Genomic DNA, 15521 nt, shown 5'->3' with positions numbered 1-15521 from the left:
GCCCGGCAGGATGAGCACATCGATGACAGAGGATGTAAGCCATGCACGGCACATGCGCAAGCCCCGACCGATTGAATGCACAACAACGATCCGCCCATATTCGCCAAGTGGTCCTGGCCCGAGGCGAAGCGTTGCGCCAGCGCTACCCGATCCTGCGGCACCAGGACGCCCTTGGCGCGGGCATCCTGGCGTTCGCCCTGGCGGGGATGATCGGATCGGCACTGCTGTACATCAACGGCTACCTGGCCGGTTGGGCCTGCCTGCTGTTCAACGCATTTTTCGCCTCCCTGACCCATGAGCTGGAACATGACCTGATCCACAGCATGTATTTTCGCAAGCAGCGCGCGCCTCACAACCTGATGATGGGCCTGGTGTGGCTCGCGCGGCCGAGCACGATCAATCCATGGATTCGCCGCCACCTGCACCTCAACCATCACAAGGTCTCCGGCAGCGAAGCGGACTTGGAAGAGCGCGCCATTACCAATGGCGAGCCGTGGGGGCTGGCACGCTTGCTGATGGTCGGCGACAACGTGATGTCGGCGTTCATTCGCCTGTTGCGAGCCAAGACCTGGGCGCACAAGCGCAGCATCCTCAAGCGCACGCTGAAGGTTTATTTTCCGCTGGCGTTGCTGCACTGGGGCGCCTGGTATGTGTTTCTCGGTTTCCATGGCGCCAACGCAGTTGCCGGATTGCTGGGCACCTCCATCGACTGGTCGGCGAACACCTTGGCGGTGATGCACGTGATCGATATCGCGGCGGTGGTGATCATCGGGCCAAACGTGCTGCGCACCTTTTGCCTGCACTTCATCAGCTCGAACATGCACTACTACGGCGACATCGAGGCGGGCAATGTCATCCAGCAAACCCAGGTGCTCAACCCCTGGTGGTTGTGGCCGTTGCAGGCGTTCTGCTTCAACTTCGGCAGCAGCCATGGCGTCCATCATTTTGTGGTGAAGGAGCCGTTTTACATCCGCCAGATGACGGTGCCGGTGGCGCATGAGGTGATGCGCGAGATGGGCGTGCGGTTCAATGATTTCGGCACGTTTGGGAGGGCGAATCGGTTTGTGGGCAAGGAAGGCGTTGCGAGGGAGAAGGCGAAGGCGGTTCAGGCCTAAGGCAAAGACAAGCTCTTGTGGCGAGGGAGCAAGCTCCCCCGCCACAAAGAATGAATCAGGGCAGAAAACCGATCAGAACTGATAACTCACCGTAGCCGCCACGTTGCGCTCTTCGCCCAGGTAGCAATAGCTCAGGCTGGCACACGAGGCGACGTAGGTTTCATTGGTCAGGTTGTTGGCGTTCAGGCGTACATCCACGCCTTTCAAGCCGACCTTGCCCAAGTCATACCCAACCGAGGCATCGAACAGCGTATACGACGGCACCTTCATGGTGTTCTCCGCATCGGCCCAGCTGTAGCCGACATACCGCACGCCGCCGCCCAGGCGCAGGCCATCAAGCGTGCCGCTGTCAAATTTGTAGTCGGCCCACACCGAGGCCATGTGGCGCGGGGCCTGGGTCGGTGAGTTGCCTTTGTTTTCGATGATGTCGGTGGGCGTGCTCAAGGTGCTGACCATCGACTTCGAATATTCGACATCGGTGAACGTGTAGCTGCCCAGCACCTTGAACTGCTCGGTCAATTGCAGGTGCGCCTCCAGTTCCAGTCCCTGGGAGCGAACAGCACCGACGGCGCGGTAGAAATTGTCCTGGGGCAGCTTGGTCGCCAGGTTCTCCTGGTCGATGCGGAACAGCGAGGCGGTGTACAAGTCGTCGGTGCCCGGCGGCTGGTATTTCAGGCCCAGTTCCCATTGCTTGCCATCGGTGGGCGGCAGCGGGTTGCCCGCACTGTCGGCGTAGGAGTTAGGGTTGAACGACTCGGAATAGCTGATGTACGGCGCCAGGCCGTTATCGAACAGGTACAGCGCTCCGACACGGCCGGTGAGCTTGGTGCGCTTGTCGTTGATTTCCGTGCCGGCCGGGCGGTTGAATTCAGCGATGCGGTTTTCGTCCGAGGTTTCTACCCAGTCCTGGCGCAGTCCCAGGGAGAAGCGCCACTTGTCCATTTCGATCAAGTCTTGCAGGTAGACGCCGGTCTGTTCCAGGCGCCGCAGATAGCTGGTGTCATAGCGATCACTGATTGCCGAGTTGCCATAGGCCGGGTCGAAAGCGTTGATCGGCGCGAGGCTGCCGCTGGTCCAGTCCACCACGGTTTTGCGCCGCTGATAATCGGCACCCATCAACACGGTGTGCTTGGTCGCGCCAGTGAAAAATTCAGCCTGCAGCATGTTGTCGATGATGAACGAATGCAGCTTTTCTTCGGCGCCGGTGTAGTAGCGGTTCAGCTCGTTGCTGGTAGGGCTGGTCCAGCCATAGGCGTAGACCTGACCGTTGGTGACCTCTGAGTCCAGGTAGCGGAAGTTCTGCCGCGCGGTGAAGACATCGTTGAAGCGGTGCTCGAACTGATAACCGAACGACTGCTGGTCGCGGTCGTAGCCATCGACGCCCGGTTCGCCTTCGAAGAAGTGTTCGGAGATCCGCCGGCCGTTGCGCTGGTGCAGCGTGCCGTCGGCCGGCATGCCGCCATGGTAGCCACCGTCGGGGTCGTGTTGCAGATAGGCTTGCAGGGTCAGCGAGGTGTCCTCGGTGAAGTCGATGCTCACCGTGGGCGCGAGGGCGAAACGCTTTTCCTTGGTGTGGTCGAATTGGGTGTCGGAGGTGTCCGCCAGGCCGATCAGCCGATAGGCGATGCGTTTGTCATCGTCCACCGGCCCGCTGAAATCGAAGCCCACGCCGCGCTGGCCCTGAGTGCCGACGGTCGCCTGGACCTGGTGATAGGCCTCGTACAGCGGTTTCTTGCTGGTCAGCGCCACCAGACCACCCGGAGAGCTGCGGCCATAGAGCACCGAGGACGGGCCCTTGAGAATGTCCACCCGCTCGAGGAAGTACGGATCGACCTGCATGGAGCTGTAGGTGCCGCTATCGCCCATGGACTTGAGGCCGTCGAGGTAGATGTTGTCCACCGAACCGTCGTTGAAGCCGCGCATCGCCACGTAGTCGTAGCGGTGGGTCGCGCCGTAGGGGTTGGTCAGCACGCCGGGGGTGTAGCGCATCGCCTGGGAGACGGTTTGCGCACCCTGGTCGTCCATTTGCTCGCGGGTCACCACGGACACGCTTTGCGAGGTTTCGCGCAGCGCGGTACTGGTTTTGGTCGCGACCTGGCTGTGGGTGGCGTTGTAGCCTTGCATGCTGCCCAGGGCGTTGCCCAAGGCAAATCCTTTGACGTCGGTAGCCGGCAGCGCGAGGGTGCTGTCCGGGGCCTCGGCTTGCAGCACGTAGCCGCTGCCCTCTTGGCCGAGCGCCACCAACCCTGAACCGCTGAGCAGTCGGTTCAGGGCCTGGTCCGCCGAGTATTCGCCTTTAAGGCCCGGGGACTGGAGGCCAGCCGTTTGCTCCGGCGTGCTCGCCAGGGTAATGCCGGCCTGGCGGGCGAACTGGTTGAGCACATCGCTCAAGGGGCCGGCGGGGATGTTGTAGCTCTGGCGACTGGCGCTGACGCCATCCTGTGACGCGATGGCGAGCATCGGCACGGCGCCGACGCCCAGCGCGGTGCTCAACAGCGCGGCACGGATGGCGTGGCGCAGCAGGCCTGTTTGCGAGGAACAGCCAAAGGGAGTCTTGGGGATTACGCGCTCAGTCATTATGGATTTCCGTTGGAGTCGCTGAAGGCAGATAAGCGTTGCTTACTGTCCTAGCCGGACGCCTTGGAAAAACCCGCCAAAAAAAAATCAGGCCGCACGTTCCACCGTGACCCACCAGCGGGTTCGATAACGCAGTTGAACGGGCAATGTGCGTGGCAGCACGGAGAGCATTTTGTCGGTGCCTTCCAGGCGGAAGACGCCGGACAGGCGCAGGTCCGCCACCGCTGCGGCGCATTTCAGGTAGCCGCGACGGTAGCGGTTGACCTCGTTGAGAAAATCTTCCAGGCGCATGTTTCGCGTCACGATCAATCCGTCCGCCCAAGCGCCGGCGTCCATGTCCAATGGCGGCGCCAGGGTCGCTGCCGATGCGCTGATCAAATAGCTTTGGCCCGCATCGACTTGGATCGGCGCGCCATCGCTGCCCCGGTGCGAGCGGATGGCGACGTGGCCACTGGCGACGCTCAGGCGTGTGCAGTCGTTGTCTTGGCGCACGACGAAGCGTCCTTCCAGCCCCTCGAACTCGCCATGTCGGCTTTTCACCAACAATGGGCGCGCGGGATCGCGACCGCAGGTGACCATTATTTCGCCGCGCGCCAACGTGATCAGGCGTTGCGTGGCGGTGTAGTCGAGGTCGGCGGCGCTGTTGGTATTGAGTTCAAGCCGTGTGCCGTCCGGCAGTTGGAAGCCGCGTCGCTCTCCCGTGGCGGTGGCGAAGTCGGCGCTCCATGGCTGCCATCCCTGGTCTTTGCCCAGCCAGGCGGCGCAGCCCAGCACGGCCACGCCAGACAGCAGCTTCAGGGCCTGGCGCCGGCCGAGGCGCTGGGCGCTGGTTTCCAGCGTTTCGAGGGCGACGTGGGCGCCGGGCACGGCTCGCAGGTTGGCGGTCAATTCATTGTGCAGCGATTGCACCCGTTGCCAGGCCAATTCGTGATCGTGATGAGCGATGCGCCAAGCCTCGCACTGTTGGCGCACGACAGGGTTGGCGGCATGGTTGCGCAGGCGCAGCAGCCAATGGATCGCTTGCTTGACCACTTGCTGCGAGGGGCCGCGACCTCGGCCCAGCGGAGTCTGCACTGGCTCAGTCTTCATAGCGCAGCACGTAGCAGTGGTACAGCGCATCGGCGACGTAACGTTCAACCGACCGCAGCGAGACGCCCATTTGTTCCGCAATCTGCTTGTAGGTCAGGCCATCACACTGGGCGAGCAGGAACGCCCTGCGCACTTTGGGCTTGAGCCCTTCGAGCATCCTGGCAATCGCTTCCAGCAGTTCCAGGATCAGCGCCTGGGCTTCGGCGCTGGGCGTTTGTGCTTGCGGCAAATGCACGATGGTTTCCAGGTAGGCACGTTCGATTTCTTCCCGACGCCAATGGTCGATCACCAGGCCTTGGGCGATGGTGCGCAGAAAGGCGCGAGGGGTCTTGAGTTCCAGCCGTTCGCTACGTTGCAGCAGGCGCACGAACGTATCTTGGGCCAAATCCGCCGCGTCGGCGGCGTTGCCCAGTCGATTGCGCAGCCATGTGTGGAGCCAGCCGTGATGGCTGCTGTAGAGCGCCTGTACTGCAAGCTGGGGAGATGACATGAACGCGACGGCCTAAAGCTACGAATGATAATAGGTCGCATTGTCATCAGCGTTCGTCAAATTTGCAACCACCGTTCGCCTGTAGGGCCCAAGCATCGCGGAGTGCCATCTCGTCGGACAATTGAACAAGGGGCCTAATTTTTTCCAGCCCCTTGCCGACAGAGTGGTATGCGTGCACCAAAATGGAGCGGATCCAATATCCTGCCCATCATTTACAGGGAAGTTGCACAACGGAATGCACCCTCACTTTTTGCATAAGAAGCCCCGTCCATGAATCTAAAGTTCAGCCACAAAATCCTCCTGGCCGCCTCTGGTGTGGTGGTTCTGGCTTTTGCCCTGTTCACGCTCTACAACGATTACCTGCAGCGCAGCACCATCGGTCGCAGCCTCGAATCTTCTATCGAGCAGTCCGGTGACCTGACCGCCAGCAGCGTCCAGAACTGGATGACTGGCCGGGTACTGGTGTTGGAAAACCTGGCGCAGAACATTGCCCATCAAGGCGCTGCCGCCGATTTGCCAGGGCTCGTCGACCAGCCGGCGTTGACCTCGAATTTCCAATTCACTTACGTGGGCCAGAACACCGGCGTCTTCACCCAGCGGCCGGATGCCAAGATGCCTGACGGTTACGATCCGCGTCAGCGTCCTTGGTACAAACAGGCGGTGGCCGCCGATAAAACCATGCTGACCCCACCCTACATGGCCGCAGTGGGTGGCCTTGTGGTGACCATCGCCCTGCCGGTCAAGCACAACGGCGAACTGCTCGGCGTGGTGGGTGGCGACCTGAGCCTGGAAACCTTGGTGAAGATCATCAACTCCGTGGATTTCGGCGGCATCGGTCACGCCTTCCTGGTCAGCGGCGATGGCCAAGTCATCGTCAGCCCGGACAAAGACCAGGTGATGAAAAACCTCAAGGACATCTACCCCGGCACGCCAGTGCGCATCGGCAAGGGCGTCCAGGAAGTCGAGCTGAACGGGCAGGACCGGATCCTGTCGTTCACCCCGGTCGCCGGTTTGCCGAACGCCGAGTGGTACATCGGCCTGTCGATCGATAAGGCCAAGGCCTACGCGCCGCTGAGCCACTTCCGCACTTCGGCACTGATCGCGATGTTTGTCGCGGTGGCGGCGATTGCGTTGCTGCTGAGCTTGTTGATCCAGGTGTTGATGCGTCCGCTGACCACCATGGGCCGCGCCATGCAGGACATCGCCCAGGGCGAAGGCGACCTGACCCGGCGCCTGGTCGTGCAGGGCAAGGATGAGTTCGCCGTGTTGGGCAGTTCGTTCAATCAGTTCGTGGAGCGTATCCACGCCTCGATTGCCGAAGTGTCTTCCGCTACCCGCCAAGTGCATGATCTGTCGCAACGGGTGATGACTTCGTCCAACGCCTCGCTTGTCGGCTCGGATGAGCAAAGCGCCCGGACCAACAGCGTGGCTGCGGCGATCAACCAGCTCGGCGCCGCGACCCAGGAAATCGCCCGCAACGCCGCCGATGCCTCGCAACAGGCCAGCGGCGCCAGCGAGCAGGCGGATGACGGTCGCCAGGTGGTGGAAAAAACCATCCAGGCCATGACCGAGCTGTCGCAGAAAATCAGCTTGTCGTGCACCCAGATCGAAACCCTGAACGCCAGCACCGACAACATCGGCCACATCTTGGACGTGATCAAGGGCATCTCCCAGCAAACCAACCTGCTGGCCCTGAACGCCGCCATCGAAGCGGCCCGTGCCGGTGAAGCCGGGCGTGGGTTTGCGGTGGTGGCCGATGAGGTGCGCAACCTGGCGCACCGCACCCAGGAATCCGCCGAAGAGATTCACAAGATGATCACCTCGCTGCAGGTCGGTTCTCGCGAAGCCGTGACCACCATGAACGCCAGCCAGGTCTCCAGCGAAGAAAGCGTGGAAGTCGCCAACCAGGCCGGCCTGCGCCTGGTCAGCGTGACCCAGCGCATTGGCGAAATCGACGGCATGAACCAATCCGTGGCCGCCGCGACCGAAGAACAGACCGCCGTGGTGGAAACCCTCAACATGGACGTCAGCCACATCAACCTGCTGAACCAGCAGAGCGTCGCCAACCTCAACGAAACCCTGAAGGATTGCGACGCCTTGTCACAACAGGCCAATCGGTTGAAGCAATTGGTGGACAGCTTCAAGATCTGATCCAGGCGAACCAGTGCTTACTTGAGCAAACCCGGTTCCCTGTGGCGAGGGAGCTTGCTCCCGCTGGCCTGCGCAGCAGGCCTCCCTGCATTCTTGCAGGCGGACCGCATTGGCCGGTTTTGCGACTGCTGCGCAGTCGAGCGGGAGCAAGCTCCCTCGCCACGGGCTGTGAGTAAGCCCCACAGGGATTAGCTGAACATTCTCTTCACATTCCCCATCGCCTCATCGGCGAACCCTTGCAGGAAATCCCTGAAGCCCGACGCAGTATGAGCATCGGTGTGGTCGGCGATGATGGTCCAGGTGGCGCGGCAGCGGTTGTTGTTCAGGGGGTCGACGCGCATCGCCGCCCAGAGGTTGTCGATGCCCAGGGTGTTGTAGATCAGCGTCCAGGTCATGTGCATGGCCTGGTCGTCGCGGCTGTTGAGTTGTTCGACGACCAGGTTCTGTCCGTCGACGAAAAACTTCTTGCGCAGGGATCTCACGCCTTCCCCGGTCATTTCGATGCGTTCAAGCGCTGGGATAAAGTGGGTGAAGCCACCAAAGTCCCCGACCACTTCCCAGACGCGCGCCGCCTCGGCGGACACTTCCACCGAGGTTTCGACCTGGCAGGCTCGAGGGTTCTTGATCAGGGTGTCGGGTTGGAATGCACTCATGGTCTTGCTCCTTGCGTTGGGTTGGGTTGCTTCAGATGAAATCGATGGCCTTGAGGTAATCAGCGCCACGGCGTAGAAGGGCCTGGGATTTTTCCGGGTAGCGCGCGCCCATCTGCCGCACGCCGGAGCGGGCGTTGTCGTGGCGAATGAGCGAGATATCGCCGATGTCTTCCTCGAAACCGTTGAGGTAAAAACCCAGCACGCCGAATAGGGCGTTGTCGGCATCGACCCGCGCCAGCTGCTGTTGCCAGTCAGCGACGCTCACCAGGGAAAACTCCCGGCCACTGTCACGGAACGACGCCACATACGCGTCCCAGCCCAGGGGCTCGGGGTTGTGCAGGTTGAACACCGCTTGCGTTGGCTGGTAGCGGCTGGCGTGGAAGGCGATGAAGCGAGCCAGGAAGTCCACCGGCATCAAGTCGAAATTGAGCGACAGGTCCGGCACCTGGCCGAGCTGGATCGAGCCCTTGAGCATCAGCATCAAGCGATTCTTGTGGGGCTGGCAGACCCCGGTCTGGCTGTTGAAACTGATGTTGCCAGGCCGGAACAGATTGACCCGGACCCCGACGTCCCGCGCCCGTTGCAGGATCCGTTCACCGACCCATTTGGACAGGTTGTAGCCATTCTTGATGTAGATCGGTGGGGTCTTGGCCGCCGGCTGCTCCAAGACCTGGCCATCGGCATCCAGTGCGCTGCAAGCCGACAGCGTCGAGACGAAGTTGAAGATTTTCTTGCTGCGCCCTTCGCACAGGCGCAGGCACTCGAAGATCGGCTCGACGTTGTCTCGCGCCAGCGACTCGTAGTCGAGCACATGGTTGACGTGGGCGGCGTTGTGCACCAACGCGCCGAATGTACTGTCGATGCGCAGGTAGATGTCGTCCGGCAAGCCCAGTTGCGGTTGGGTGATGTCGGCGGCATAGACGCTGACCCGGCTCAGGTCCAGGTGCTCTAACTGGTTTTCCCGCAGGGATTGGGCGAAACGTTCGGCGGCGCTCTGCCCGCCGGACTCGCGCACCAGGCACGCCACCTCGGTGGCGCCCCACGCCAGCAAGGCTTCGACGATGTGCACGCCGAGAAAACTGTTGGCGCCCGTCACCACCACTTTGTGCACGTCACCGCATTGACTGATGGGCAGCGGGTCGAGGTTGAGTTCGGCCTCGGCATCGATGAACGCCTGAGGGCTGAGGGTCGAGGTGCCGCTTTGCTCCGGGCCGTCGAGCAACTTCGCCAGGGTGATCAGCGTCGGCGCTTCGATGAAGCGATTGATCGACAGGCTGCGGCCGAACGATTGGCGAATGCTCAGCAGCAATTGCGACAGCAGGATTGAATGCCCGCCAAGGTTGAAAAAGCTCTCGTCAATGGCGATGTCCTCGGCCGGCAATTCCAACAGCTCGGCCCACAGCTGCTGTAGCTGGGTTTGCACTGCATTTTGCGGCTGGCGCCCTTGGCTGCCAACCTGGACGGAGCCCGCCGTTGCTAGCAGCGCCCGACGGTCGACCTTGCCATTGCTGGTGTAGGGCAGGCTGGGCAGCTCGATGTAAGTCGCCGGGTGCATGTAGCTGGGCAGCGCGTCCTGCACATGCTCGCGCAGGGCCTGGAGCGCCGCGCCGGGCGCTGTGTCCACTGGGTTTACCAGGAACGCCAGGACCCGCCGGCGCTCATCGACCCCCACCGCCACCTGACGGAACAACTGACTGTCGCGCAAGCAATGCTCGATCTCCTCGGGCTCGACCCGAAAGCCGCGGATCTTCACTTGGTTGTCGCGGCGACCGCACAGCTCGATCCCATCGTTGGTCCACTGGCCGATGTCGCCGGTGCGATAGACCCGCAACGTGTGTCCGGTGGGCAGCGTCAGGTCGAGGTAGCGGGTGGCGGTCAGCGTCGGATCGTTCAGGTACCCCAGGCCGACCCCCGGCCCGGCGATATACAGTTCGCCGGGCGTGCCTTGTGCGACCGGTTGCAGATGTTCATCCAGAATCAGCATCCGCGCGTTGGTGATGGGTGCGCCCAGGTTGCGGTTGTTATCCCCCACGGCGAATTGCCGAGTGGTCGCCAGCACGGTGGTTTCGGTCGGGCCGTAGATGTTGTGGAACCGGCACTGCGGCGCCAACTGCTCGATGACGAAGGGTTCGCAGACATCGCCGCCGGTGACCAGGTGTGTCAGCCCCAACGGTGCGCCCAGGGGCATGACGCTCAGCAGCGCGGGCGGCAGGAAGGCATGGCTGATGCGCTGCTCACGAATCAACGCCACCAGTTGCTGCGGGTCGCGACGCTGGTCTTCGCTGGGCACCACCAACAATCCGCCGACAATGAAAGTCGGGAGGATGTCCAGCAACGAGGCGTCGAAGTTGATGGTGGAAAACTGCAACGCACGGCTGTCGCGCTGCAACCCGACATGGTCGGCGTACCAGGCGCAGAAATGGCTGAGGTTGCGGTGGCTGAGCAGCACGCCCTTGGGCTGGCCGGTGGTGCCGGAGGTGTAGATCGCCACAGCCGGTTCGTCGGGATTCACCACGCGGCGAATTGTCGAGGCCGGCAAGCGTGGCTTGGCCGAAGGCAGTCGGCGGACATTCAGCGTCGGTAATGCAGACTCGCCCGGCTCGTCGTCACCGTCGTGCAACAACAGGTCGGCCTTGGCGTTTTCCAGGATGAAGCGCCGACGTTGCACTGGGTGCTGCGGGTCCAACGGCAGGTACACCGCCCCGCAACCCAGCACCGCCAGGATTGCGGCATACAGCTGCGCAGACTTGGGCAGGCACACGCCGATCACCTGGGGACGGCCGGTTGTTTTCGACAGGCTGGCGATTATCGATTGCTGCAACCGCAGCACGGTATTGCGCAAGGATTTGTAGTCGATGTCGTGGCCGTCGACCCACAACGCAGTGTGCTTCGCGTCATCGAGCATGCGCTGCTCGATGTTGTGCATCACCGGCACGTCCGCGGCCGCCAGCAGCCAAGGCACCGCAGGCCGATTGAGGCGGTGTTCGAAGGCCAGTGGCTCCAGCGCGTCGAGCCCGTGAAGCGGTTGGCCGATCACGTCGCTCGGTTCCGTCGGCCATTGATCGAAGCCGTCTTCTTCCCGGGATAACTGGCTGACCAGCCGCGCGCCATGCTCCACCACCGCTGCCGTGGCGCGCAGACGCAAAGATTGGCCGTTGCCGTCGCAATGCGCTGTGATTCGTTCCTGGGCCAACAGCCGTCGCGCACCGTCGCGAAACAGCACCACCGGCTGCGGCAAGGCCTGGCCGGGCACGGTCTGGAGCACCACGTGCACTTGAAGACAAACACGGGCCTCAAGTGCGCACGTCACCGTACCGTCGTCGATCAACACGTCGATCGCGCCGTGGCCGGTCAGTGCTTGCACATCCACGACACCGTGGCCGTGCAGTTCCAGTTCCCTGGCCAGTTCAGCCATGGCCTGGCTCTTGCCAGACACAGCAATTTCGAGGCGTCTCATTGGAAGGTCCTCATGGGGTCAAATAATCGGCCAGGGCATCGCGCACGCACGGTGACGCCAGCATCGAGCTGCCGCGAAAGAAACGCGTGATGTTGCCCACCAGCGGATGAAAACGATTGATGGGATACGCCAATGCGGCAGCGTCTTCACGCAGCGACTGGCGCGCTGATTCGTCGATGGGCAGGTGCGTGATCAACTCGAAATCGAACGCCTGTTGCAGATCGCTGGCCAAATACTCGGCGATGAAACCGGGCATCAACCGAGCAATTGCCTCGCGGTCCTCTTCGGGCGCGGTGCGCCAGTAGATCTGCACCAGCCGCGTCCAGAAGCCCGAGTGCCGGCCCTCGTCCAGTAAGTGGTCGGCCATCAATCCCTTGATCGAGGCCTTGACCGAGTCGTCGCGGGCAAACGCCGCCACGTCGTTGGTCACGGTGTTCTCGGCGATGGCGATGCAAATCAGTTCCACAGCGCTGAGCAGGTGCCCCGGCGCCCGCGCCAGCGTGGCGGGAATCGCCCGGCTGAGTTCGATCTGCTGGGGCAGCGGGATCGGCGCGATACCGGTCATGTCGATGGTCTGCTGCATGAAGTCCATCGCCACCAGTGCGTGGTAGTCCTCATCCACCACCACGGTCATTGCGTCGTAGCGACAGGCAAACGGAAACTCGATACCGAAGCGGTTCTTGGCGATGCGTCGGGCGGTGTGGTCCACCAGCTCCGTTTCAAAAATCACCACGTCGTTGATGAATTTGTAGAGGCTTTGCACCAGGACAAAATCACGCAGCTGCGGGCAATGGCTCAGGAAGGTCTGGCTGTGCACCATGGGTTGGCGGCTCATGGGAAAGATCAGCTTGTCGTCGTCTTCGACCCGGCGCCGTGGGCGAGTGCGGATCGTGGCGCGGCTTTCCCAGGCGTCGGCGAAGGACTGATATTGAATGGCGTTCATGGCGTCACCTGCGCAACGGCCAGGGTCATGCTCTGGCGCAGGCCATCCCACAGCGCCGTGCGACTGTGGACGGCGGCGAGGGCGGCGGTCAGGACTTCGTGCTCGCGCTGCGGGTCGCCATCGATCAGCCGGGCCAGCAACTTTTCCGCCGCCGGGCCGTGGTCTTCGGAGTCCACCTCGATATGCCGTTGCAAGTAATAACGAAACGTCGGTGCCTGATCCAGGCCAATGCCCCAAGCGTCCAGCATCCGCTGGAACATCTGCGGGATGACACTTTCGCGACCATGCACGAACGCGGCGGCCACGCTGTGGGCCGGAGCATGAAGCGCGGTGTGCAGGGTCTGGCGCACGAAGCGCGCCGCGGCCGGTTCGACCTCGACGCTGTCCAGCGCCGTCTCTGGGCTGACGCCTTCTTGTTGTAGGGCGATAAATTGCTCAATCGCCCGGGTGTCCGCGCCGACTTCGCGCATGGCGTCCAAGTACAGTTCGAAATGGCTGCAGTAGCCCGCACCGGGACGGTCGTCGGACTCTTCACCCAAGACGATTTCATTGATCAGGCGCGCCGCATGCGGGTCGGCCGGCGGCAGCCACGGCAGATGAGTGCAGGTCAGTTCCCGTTGCAGGCGCTTGGTCAGCGACATGAAATCCCACACGGCGAAAACATGACTTTCCATGAAGCGCCGCAACAGGTCGATTGATGTTATTTCAGAAAAGACCGGGTGTTGACCAAGTTCGTGCTTTTTCAGGGAAAGTTGCTCTTTGGTTGGCTGCATTGAAACGTCCTCGTCAATGATGTTCGTCCGGAAGTTGCTCGCCTTGTTTATCAGGGTGAGCAGGGGCCTGAACCGGAATCCATGTTTTCTTAATAATGCTTGGGGGCGCGCGATTTGCTCTGTTGCGCCTTTGTCTGGCTTGGCTTGCCAAGCGCTGGAGAGGCAGATAGCAACTCGACGAGTAAAAAATTAGTACATGTATCAAATACTCCGCAAGTTATTTTTTAGTTATTTGAAGTTGGGTATTTATTGGGCGCGAAGAGGCTAATTAAAACTTTTGCTATAAGTTTTATTGGGGCGAAGTTGCTCCTTCCGATTTATAACTATCAGAATCGAATGGTTCGAACGAATGCCTCGTTCGGAGCACTTCAGGGATCGGGGGAATAAAGAAATTGGTGTTTTATAGGCGGGAGACCGGTCGGACTTCCGGGTCTTTCCGCCAGTGGGCGACGCTCCTTGCGTAAGGGGTTCGATTCGCCTGGCCTAGCGCCGGGCGCTGACTTCTTCAGGTCTGTTTTTTTTTGAATCGATAAACGCAAGAGTGAGCCCAAATCGATAGCAGTTCCATTGAACTGATGTCGCCACGGATCGCAGCCTCGGTGAGACCGTGCCGGGCGGGCAATCTGGGCTGTAGGGAGGATGTGTAAGAAAGTGCTACGCCGGCTTGGAGGCCGGCGCGCAGGGGAGCGGTTCGCTTACTGGTTCAGGTATTGGCGCATCGTGATGGACGCTTTTTCCAGATGCTGTTCCAGCAGGTAAACCGCTTGAGCGATGTCTTTGGCTGCCGCAGCGGCGAGCATTGCGCGATGGTCGTTCTGGGTCAGCTTGCCCAGTCCCATGGACGACAGATGAAAGCGCAGAAAGCGCTCTTCTTCATTGAGCTCGTGCTCGACCAGGTCAAGCAGCTTGGCGTTGGGCGCCCGGTGGTAAAGCGACATGTGGAACAGCCGATTGAGCCTGGCGATCTCGGCATGATCGGTCTGGGTTTCCAACTGCTCGATGTAGTGGGCGGCCATGGCCAGGTCGTTGTCGTCGAGCAGCGGAACGGACAGGCGCAGGGCGAAGCTTTCCAGGACCGAACGCAAGGCGTAGGTCTCGACCGCATTGCTGGTGATCAGCGGAGCCACCACCGCGCCCTTGTGCTGGACCACGTTGAGCAATGATTGCGCCTCGAGCTGACGCAATGCCTCGCGCACCGGCATGCGGCTGACCCCGAACAGGTCGGCCAGCTCCTGTTGGCGCAACGCGGTGCCGCTGGGCAGGCGGCCGTCGAGAATGGCTTCGCGTAGGGAGCTTTCGATGACTGCGCGGGCCTGGGCAGCGGGGATAGGTCCGTTGACCTGGATTGTGCTTAACGGTTTGGGCTTCTGCGTCACGACAACACCTGACTGGTAGTAACGAAATTGGATCCAAGCCAACATTAGTTACAGATTGCCAAGCCGTCAAAATCTCGCGGCCCCGGTTCCTGAACTAAAGTTTAGTCTCCCTACGGTGATTGCAACCTGCCATTGTCTTTTGCCGGGCCAGGCTTCACCATCCAACGAATTTCCAATGGCCCTTTTCGGACTTATTTCCCTTGGCTGCACCTTTCCCGGTCCTCAGGTCCTTGCGCTGGCTGTGTACGGCATTGCTGCTGGCCGGCCTGATGCTGGGCGGCCTGCGAGCCGACTGGGACTTTGCGCAGATCAGCCGGCGGGCGCAAGCGTTATATGGACCGTTGGGCGAAGGGCAGCAGCGGATCGATGCGTGGCAGCAATTGCTGACGACCCAGAAACAGATCCCGGAGCTGGAACAGCTCAAGGTGGTGAACCTGTTTTTCAACAAGCAGGTGCGCTACGTGGAAGACATCGATCTGTGGCGTGAGGTCGATTATTGGGAAACCCCCATCCAGTCCTTGTGGAAGGGCGCGGGCGATTGTGAGGACTACGCCATCGCCAAGTATTTCAGCCTGCGCCATCTCGGGGTGTCCAGTGACAAGCTACGCATCACCTACGTCAAGGCCCTGCGGCAGAACCGTGCGCACATGGTGCTCACGTACTACGCCACCCCCGACGCCATGCCGCTGGTGCTCGACAGCCTGATCGACGGCATCCTGCCCGCCAACCAGCGAACCGACTTGCTCCCGGTCTACTCTTTCAATGCTGAAGGCTTGTGGCTGTCGGGCAAGGGCAACAAAAAAGTGGGCGACACCAAGCGCCTGTCCCGGTGGCAGGATGTGTTGAAAAAAATGCAGGCCGAAGGTTTCCCGGTCGAGACGACTAACTAGGAGCACG

11 protein-coding genes are annotated in these 15521 nt (G+C 61.4%); 3 read left to right on the top strand and 8 right to left on the bottom strand.

Annotation, left to right across the window (positions count from 1 at the left end; genetic code table 11):
* Nucleotides 1-41 precede the first annotated feature (41 nt).
* Nucleotides 42-1115 carry a fatty acid desaturase gene (locus J3P82_RS25000; RefSeq protein ID WP_434559436.1) on the top strand — a complete coding sequence of 358 codons (1074 nt, stop codon included), beginning with the start codon at nucleotides 42-44 and terminating at the stop codon, nucleotides 1113-1115.
* A 72-nt stretch (nucleotides 1116-1187) separates the two neighbouring features.
* Here the strand turns inward: J3P82_RS25000 and J3P82_RS24995 are convergent, their stop codons facing one another.
* The 3 genes from J3P82_RS24995 to J3P82_RS24985 form a co-directional block, all read right to left on the bottom strand.
* Nucleotides 1188-3692, bottom strand: a complete 2505-nt coding sequence (locus J3P82_RS24995; protein ID WP_434559434.1) for a TonB-dependent siderophore receptor — start codon at nucleotides 3690-3692, stop codon at nucleotides 1188-1190.
* Nucleotides 3693-3779: 87 nt separating this feature from the next.
* Nucleotides 3780-4781 carry a FecR domain-containing protein gene (locus J3P82_RS24990; protein WP_434559432.1) on the bottom strand — a complete coding sequence of 334 codons (1002 nt, stop codon included), beginning with the start codon at nucleotides 4779-4781 and terminating at the stop codon, nucleotides 3780-3782.
* Complete coding sequence (locus tag J3P82_RS24985; RefSeq protein WP_434559430.1) at nucleotides 4771-5271, bottom strand: sigma-70 family RNA polymerase sigma factor; 501 nt, start codon at nucleotides 5269-5271, stop codon at nucleotides 4771-4773. Before J3P82_RS24985 ends, J3P82_RS24990 begins: the two co-directional genes overlap by 11 nt.
* A 270-nt stretch (nucleotides 5272-5541) precedes the next feature.
* On the opposite strand from J3P82_RS24985, the gene J3P82_RS24980 reads away from it, so the two are divergent.
* On the top strand, nucleotides 5542-7422 hold the full coding sequence (locus J3P82_RS24980; RefSeq protein WP_434559428.1) for a methyl-accepting chemotaxis protein: 1881 nt from the start codon (nucleotides 5542-5544) through the stop codon (nucleotides 7420-7422).
* 188 nt (nucleotides 7423-7610) lie between these two features.
* Here J3P82_RS24980 and J3P82_RS24975 read toward each other — a convergent pair whose 3' ends face one another.
* From J3P82_RS24975 to J3P82_RS24955, 5 genes are all read right to left on the bottom strand, one after another.
* Complete coding sequence (locus J3P82_RS24975; protein ID WP_434559426.1) at nucleotides 7611-8075, bottom strand: SRPBCC family protein; 465 nt, start codon at nucleotides 8073-8075, stop codon at nucleotides 7611-7613.
* Between the two features lie 31 nt (nucleotides 8076-8106).
* A complete protein-coding gene (locus J3P82_RS24970; RefSeq protein ID WP_434559424.1) occupies nucleotides 8107-11532 on the bottom strand; it encodes an amino acid adenylation domain-containing protein in 3426 nt (1141 codons plus the stop codon).
* Nucleotides 11533-11542: 10 nt separating this feature from the next.
* Complete coding sequence (locus J3P82_RS24965; RefSeq protein WP_434559422.1) at nucleotides 11543-12475, bottom strand: diiron oxygenase; 933 nt, start codon at nucleotides 12473-12475, stop codon at nucleotides 11543-11545.
* Entirely contained in the window at nucleotides 12472-13248 is a 777-nt protein-coding gene (locus tag J3P82_RS24960) for a DUF3050 domain-containing protein (RefSeq protein ID WP_434559420.1), read from the bottom strand. Before J3P82_RS24960 ends, J3P82_RS24965 begins: the two co-directional genes overlap by 4 nt.
* Before the next feature lie 695 nt (nucleotides 13249-13943).
* Nucleotides 13944-14624, bottom strand: a complete 681-nt coding sequence (locus tag J3P82_RS24955) for a GntR family transcriptional regulator (protein ID WP_434559418.1) — start codon at nucleotides 14622-14624, stop codon at nucleotides 13944-13946.
* Between the two features lie 269 nt (nucleotides 14625-14893).
* Here J3P82_RS24955 and lapG point away from each other — a divergent pair, with 269 nt between their 5' ends.
* On the top strand, nucleotides 14894-15514 hold the full coding sequence (gene lapG, locus J3P82_RS24950) for a cysteine protease LapG (RefSeq protein ID WP_434563955.1): 621 nt from the start codon (nucleotides 14894-14896) through the stop codon (nucleotides 15512-15514).
* The last annotated feature ends 7 nt before the right edge of the window (nucleotides 15515-15521 follow it).

Source organism: Pseudomonas sp. Z4-20 (genome assembly GCF_051131955.1).
Taxonomy (GTDB): domain Bacteria; phylum Pseudomonadota; class Gammaproteobacteria; order Pseudomonadales; family Pseudomonadaceae; genus Aquipseudomonas; species Aquipseudomonas marvdashtae.
Note: the sequence above shows the minus strand (reverse complement) of the source record. Positions and strands in the feature narration are given on the sequence as shown.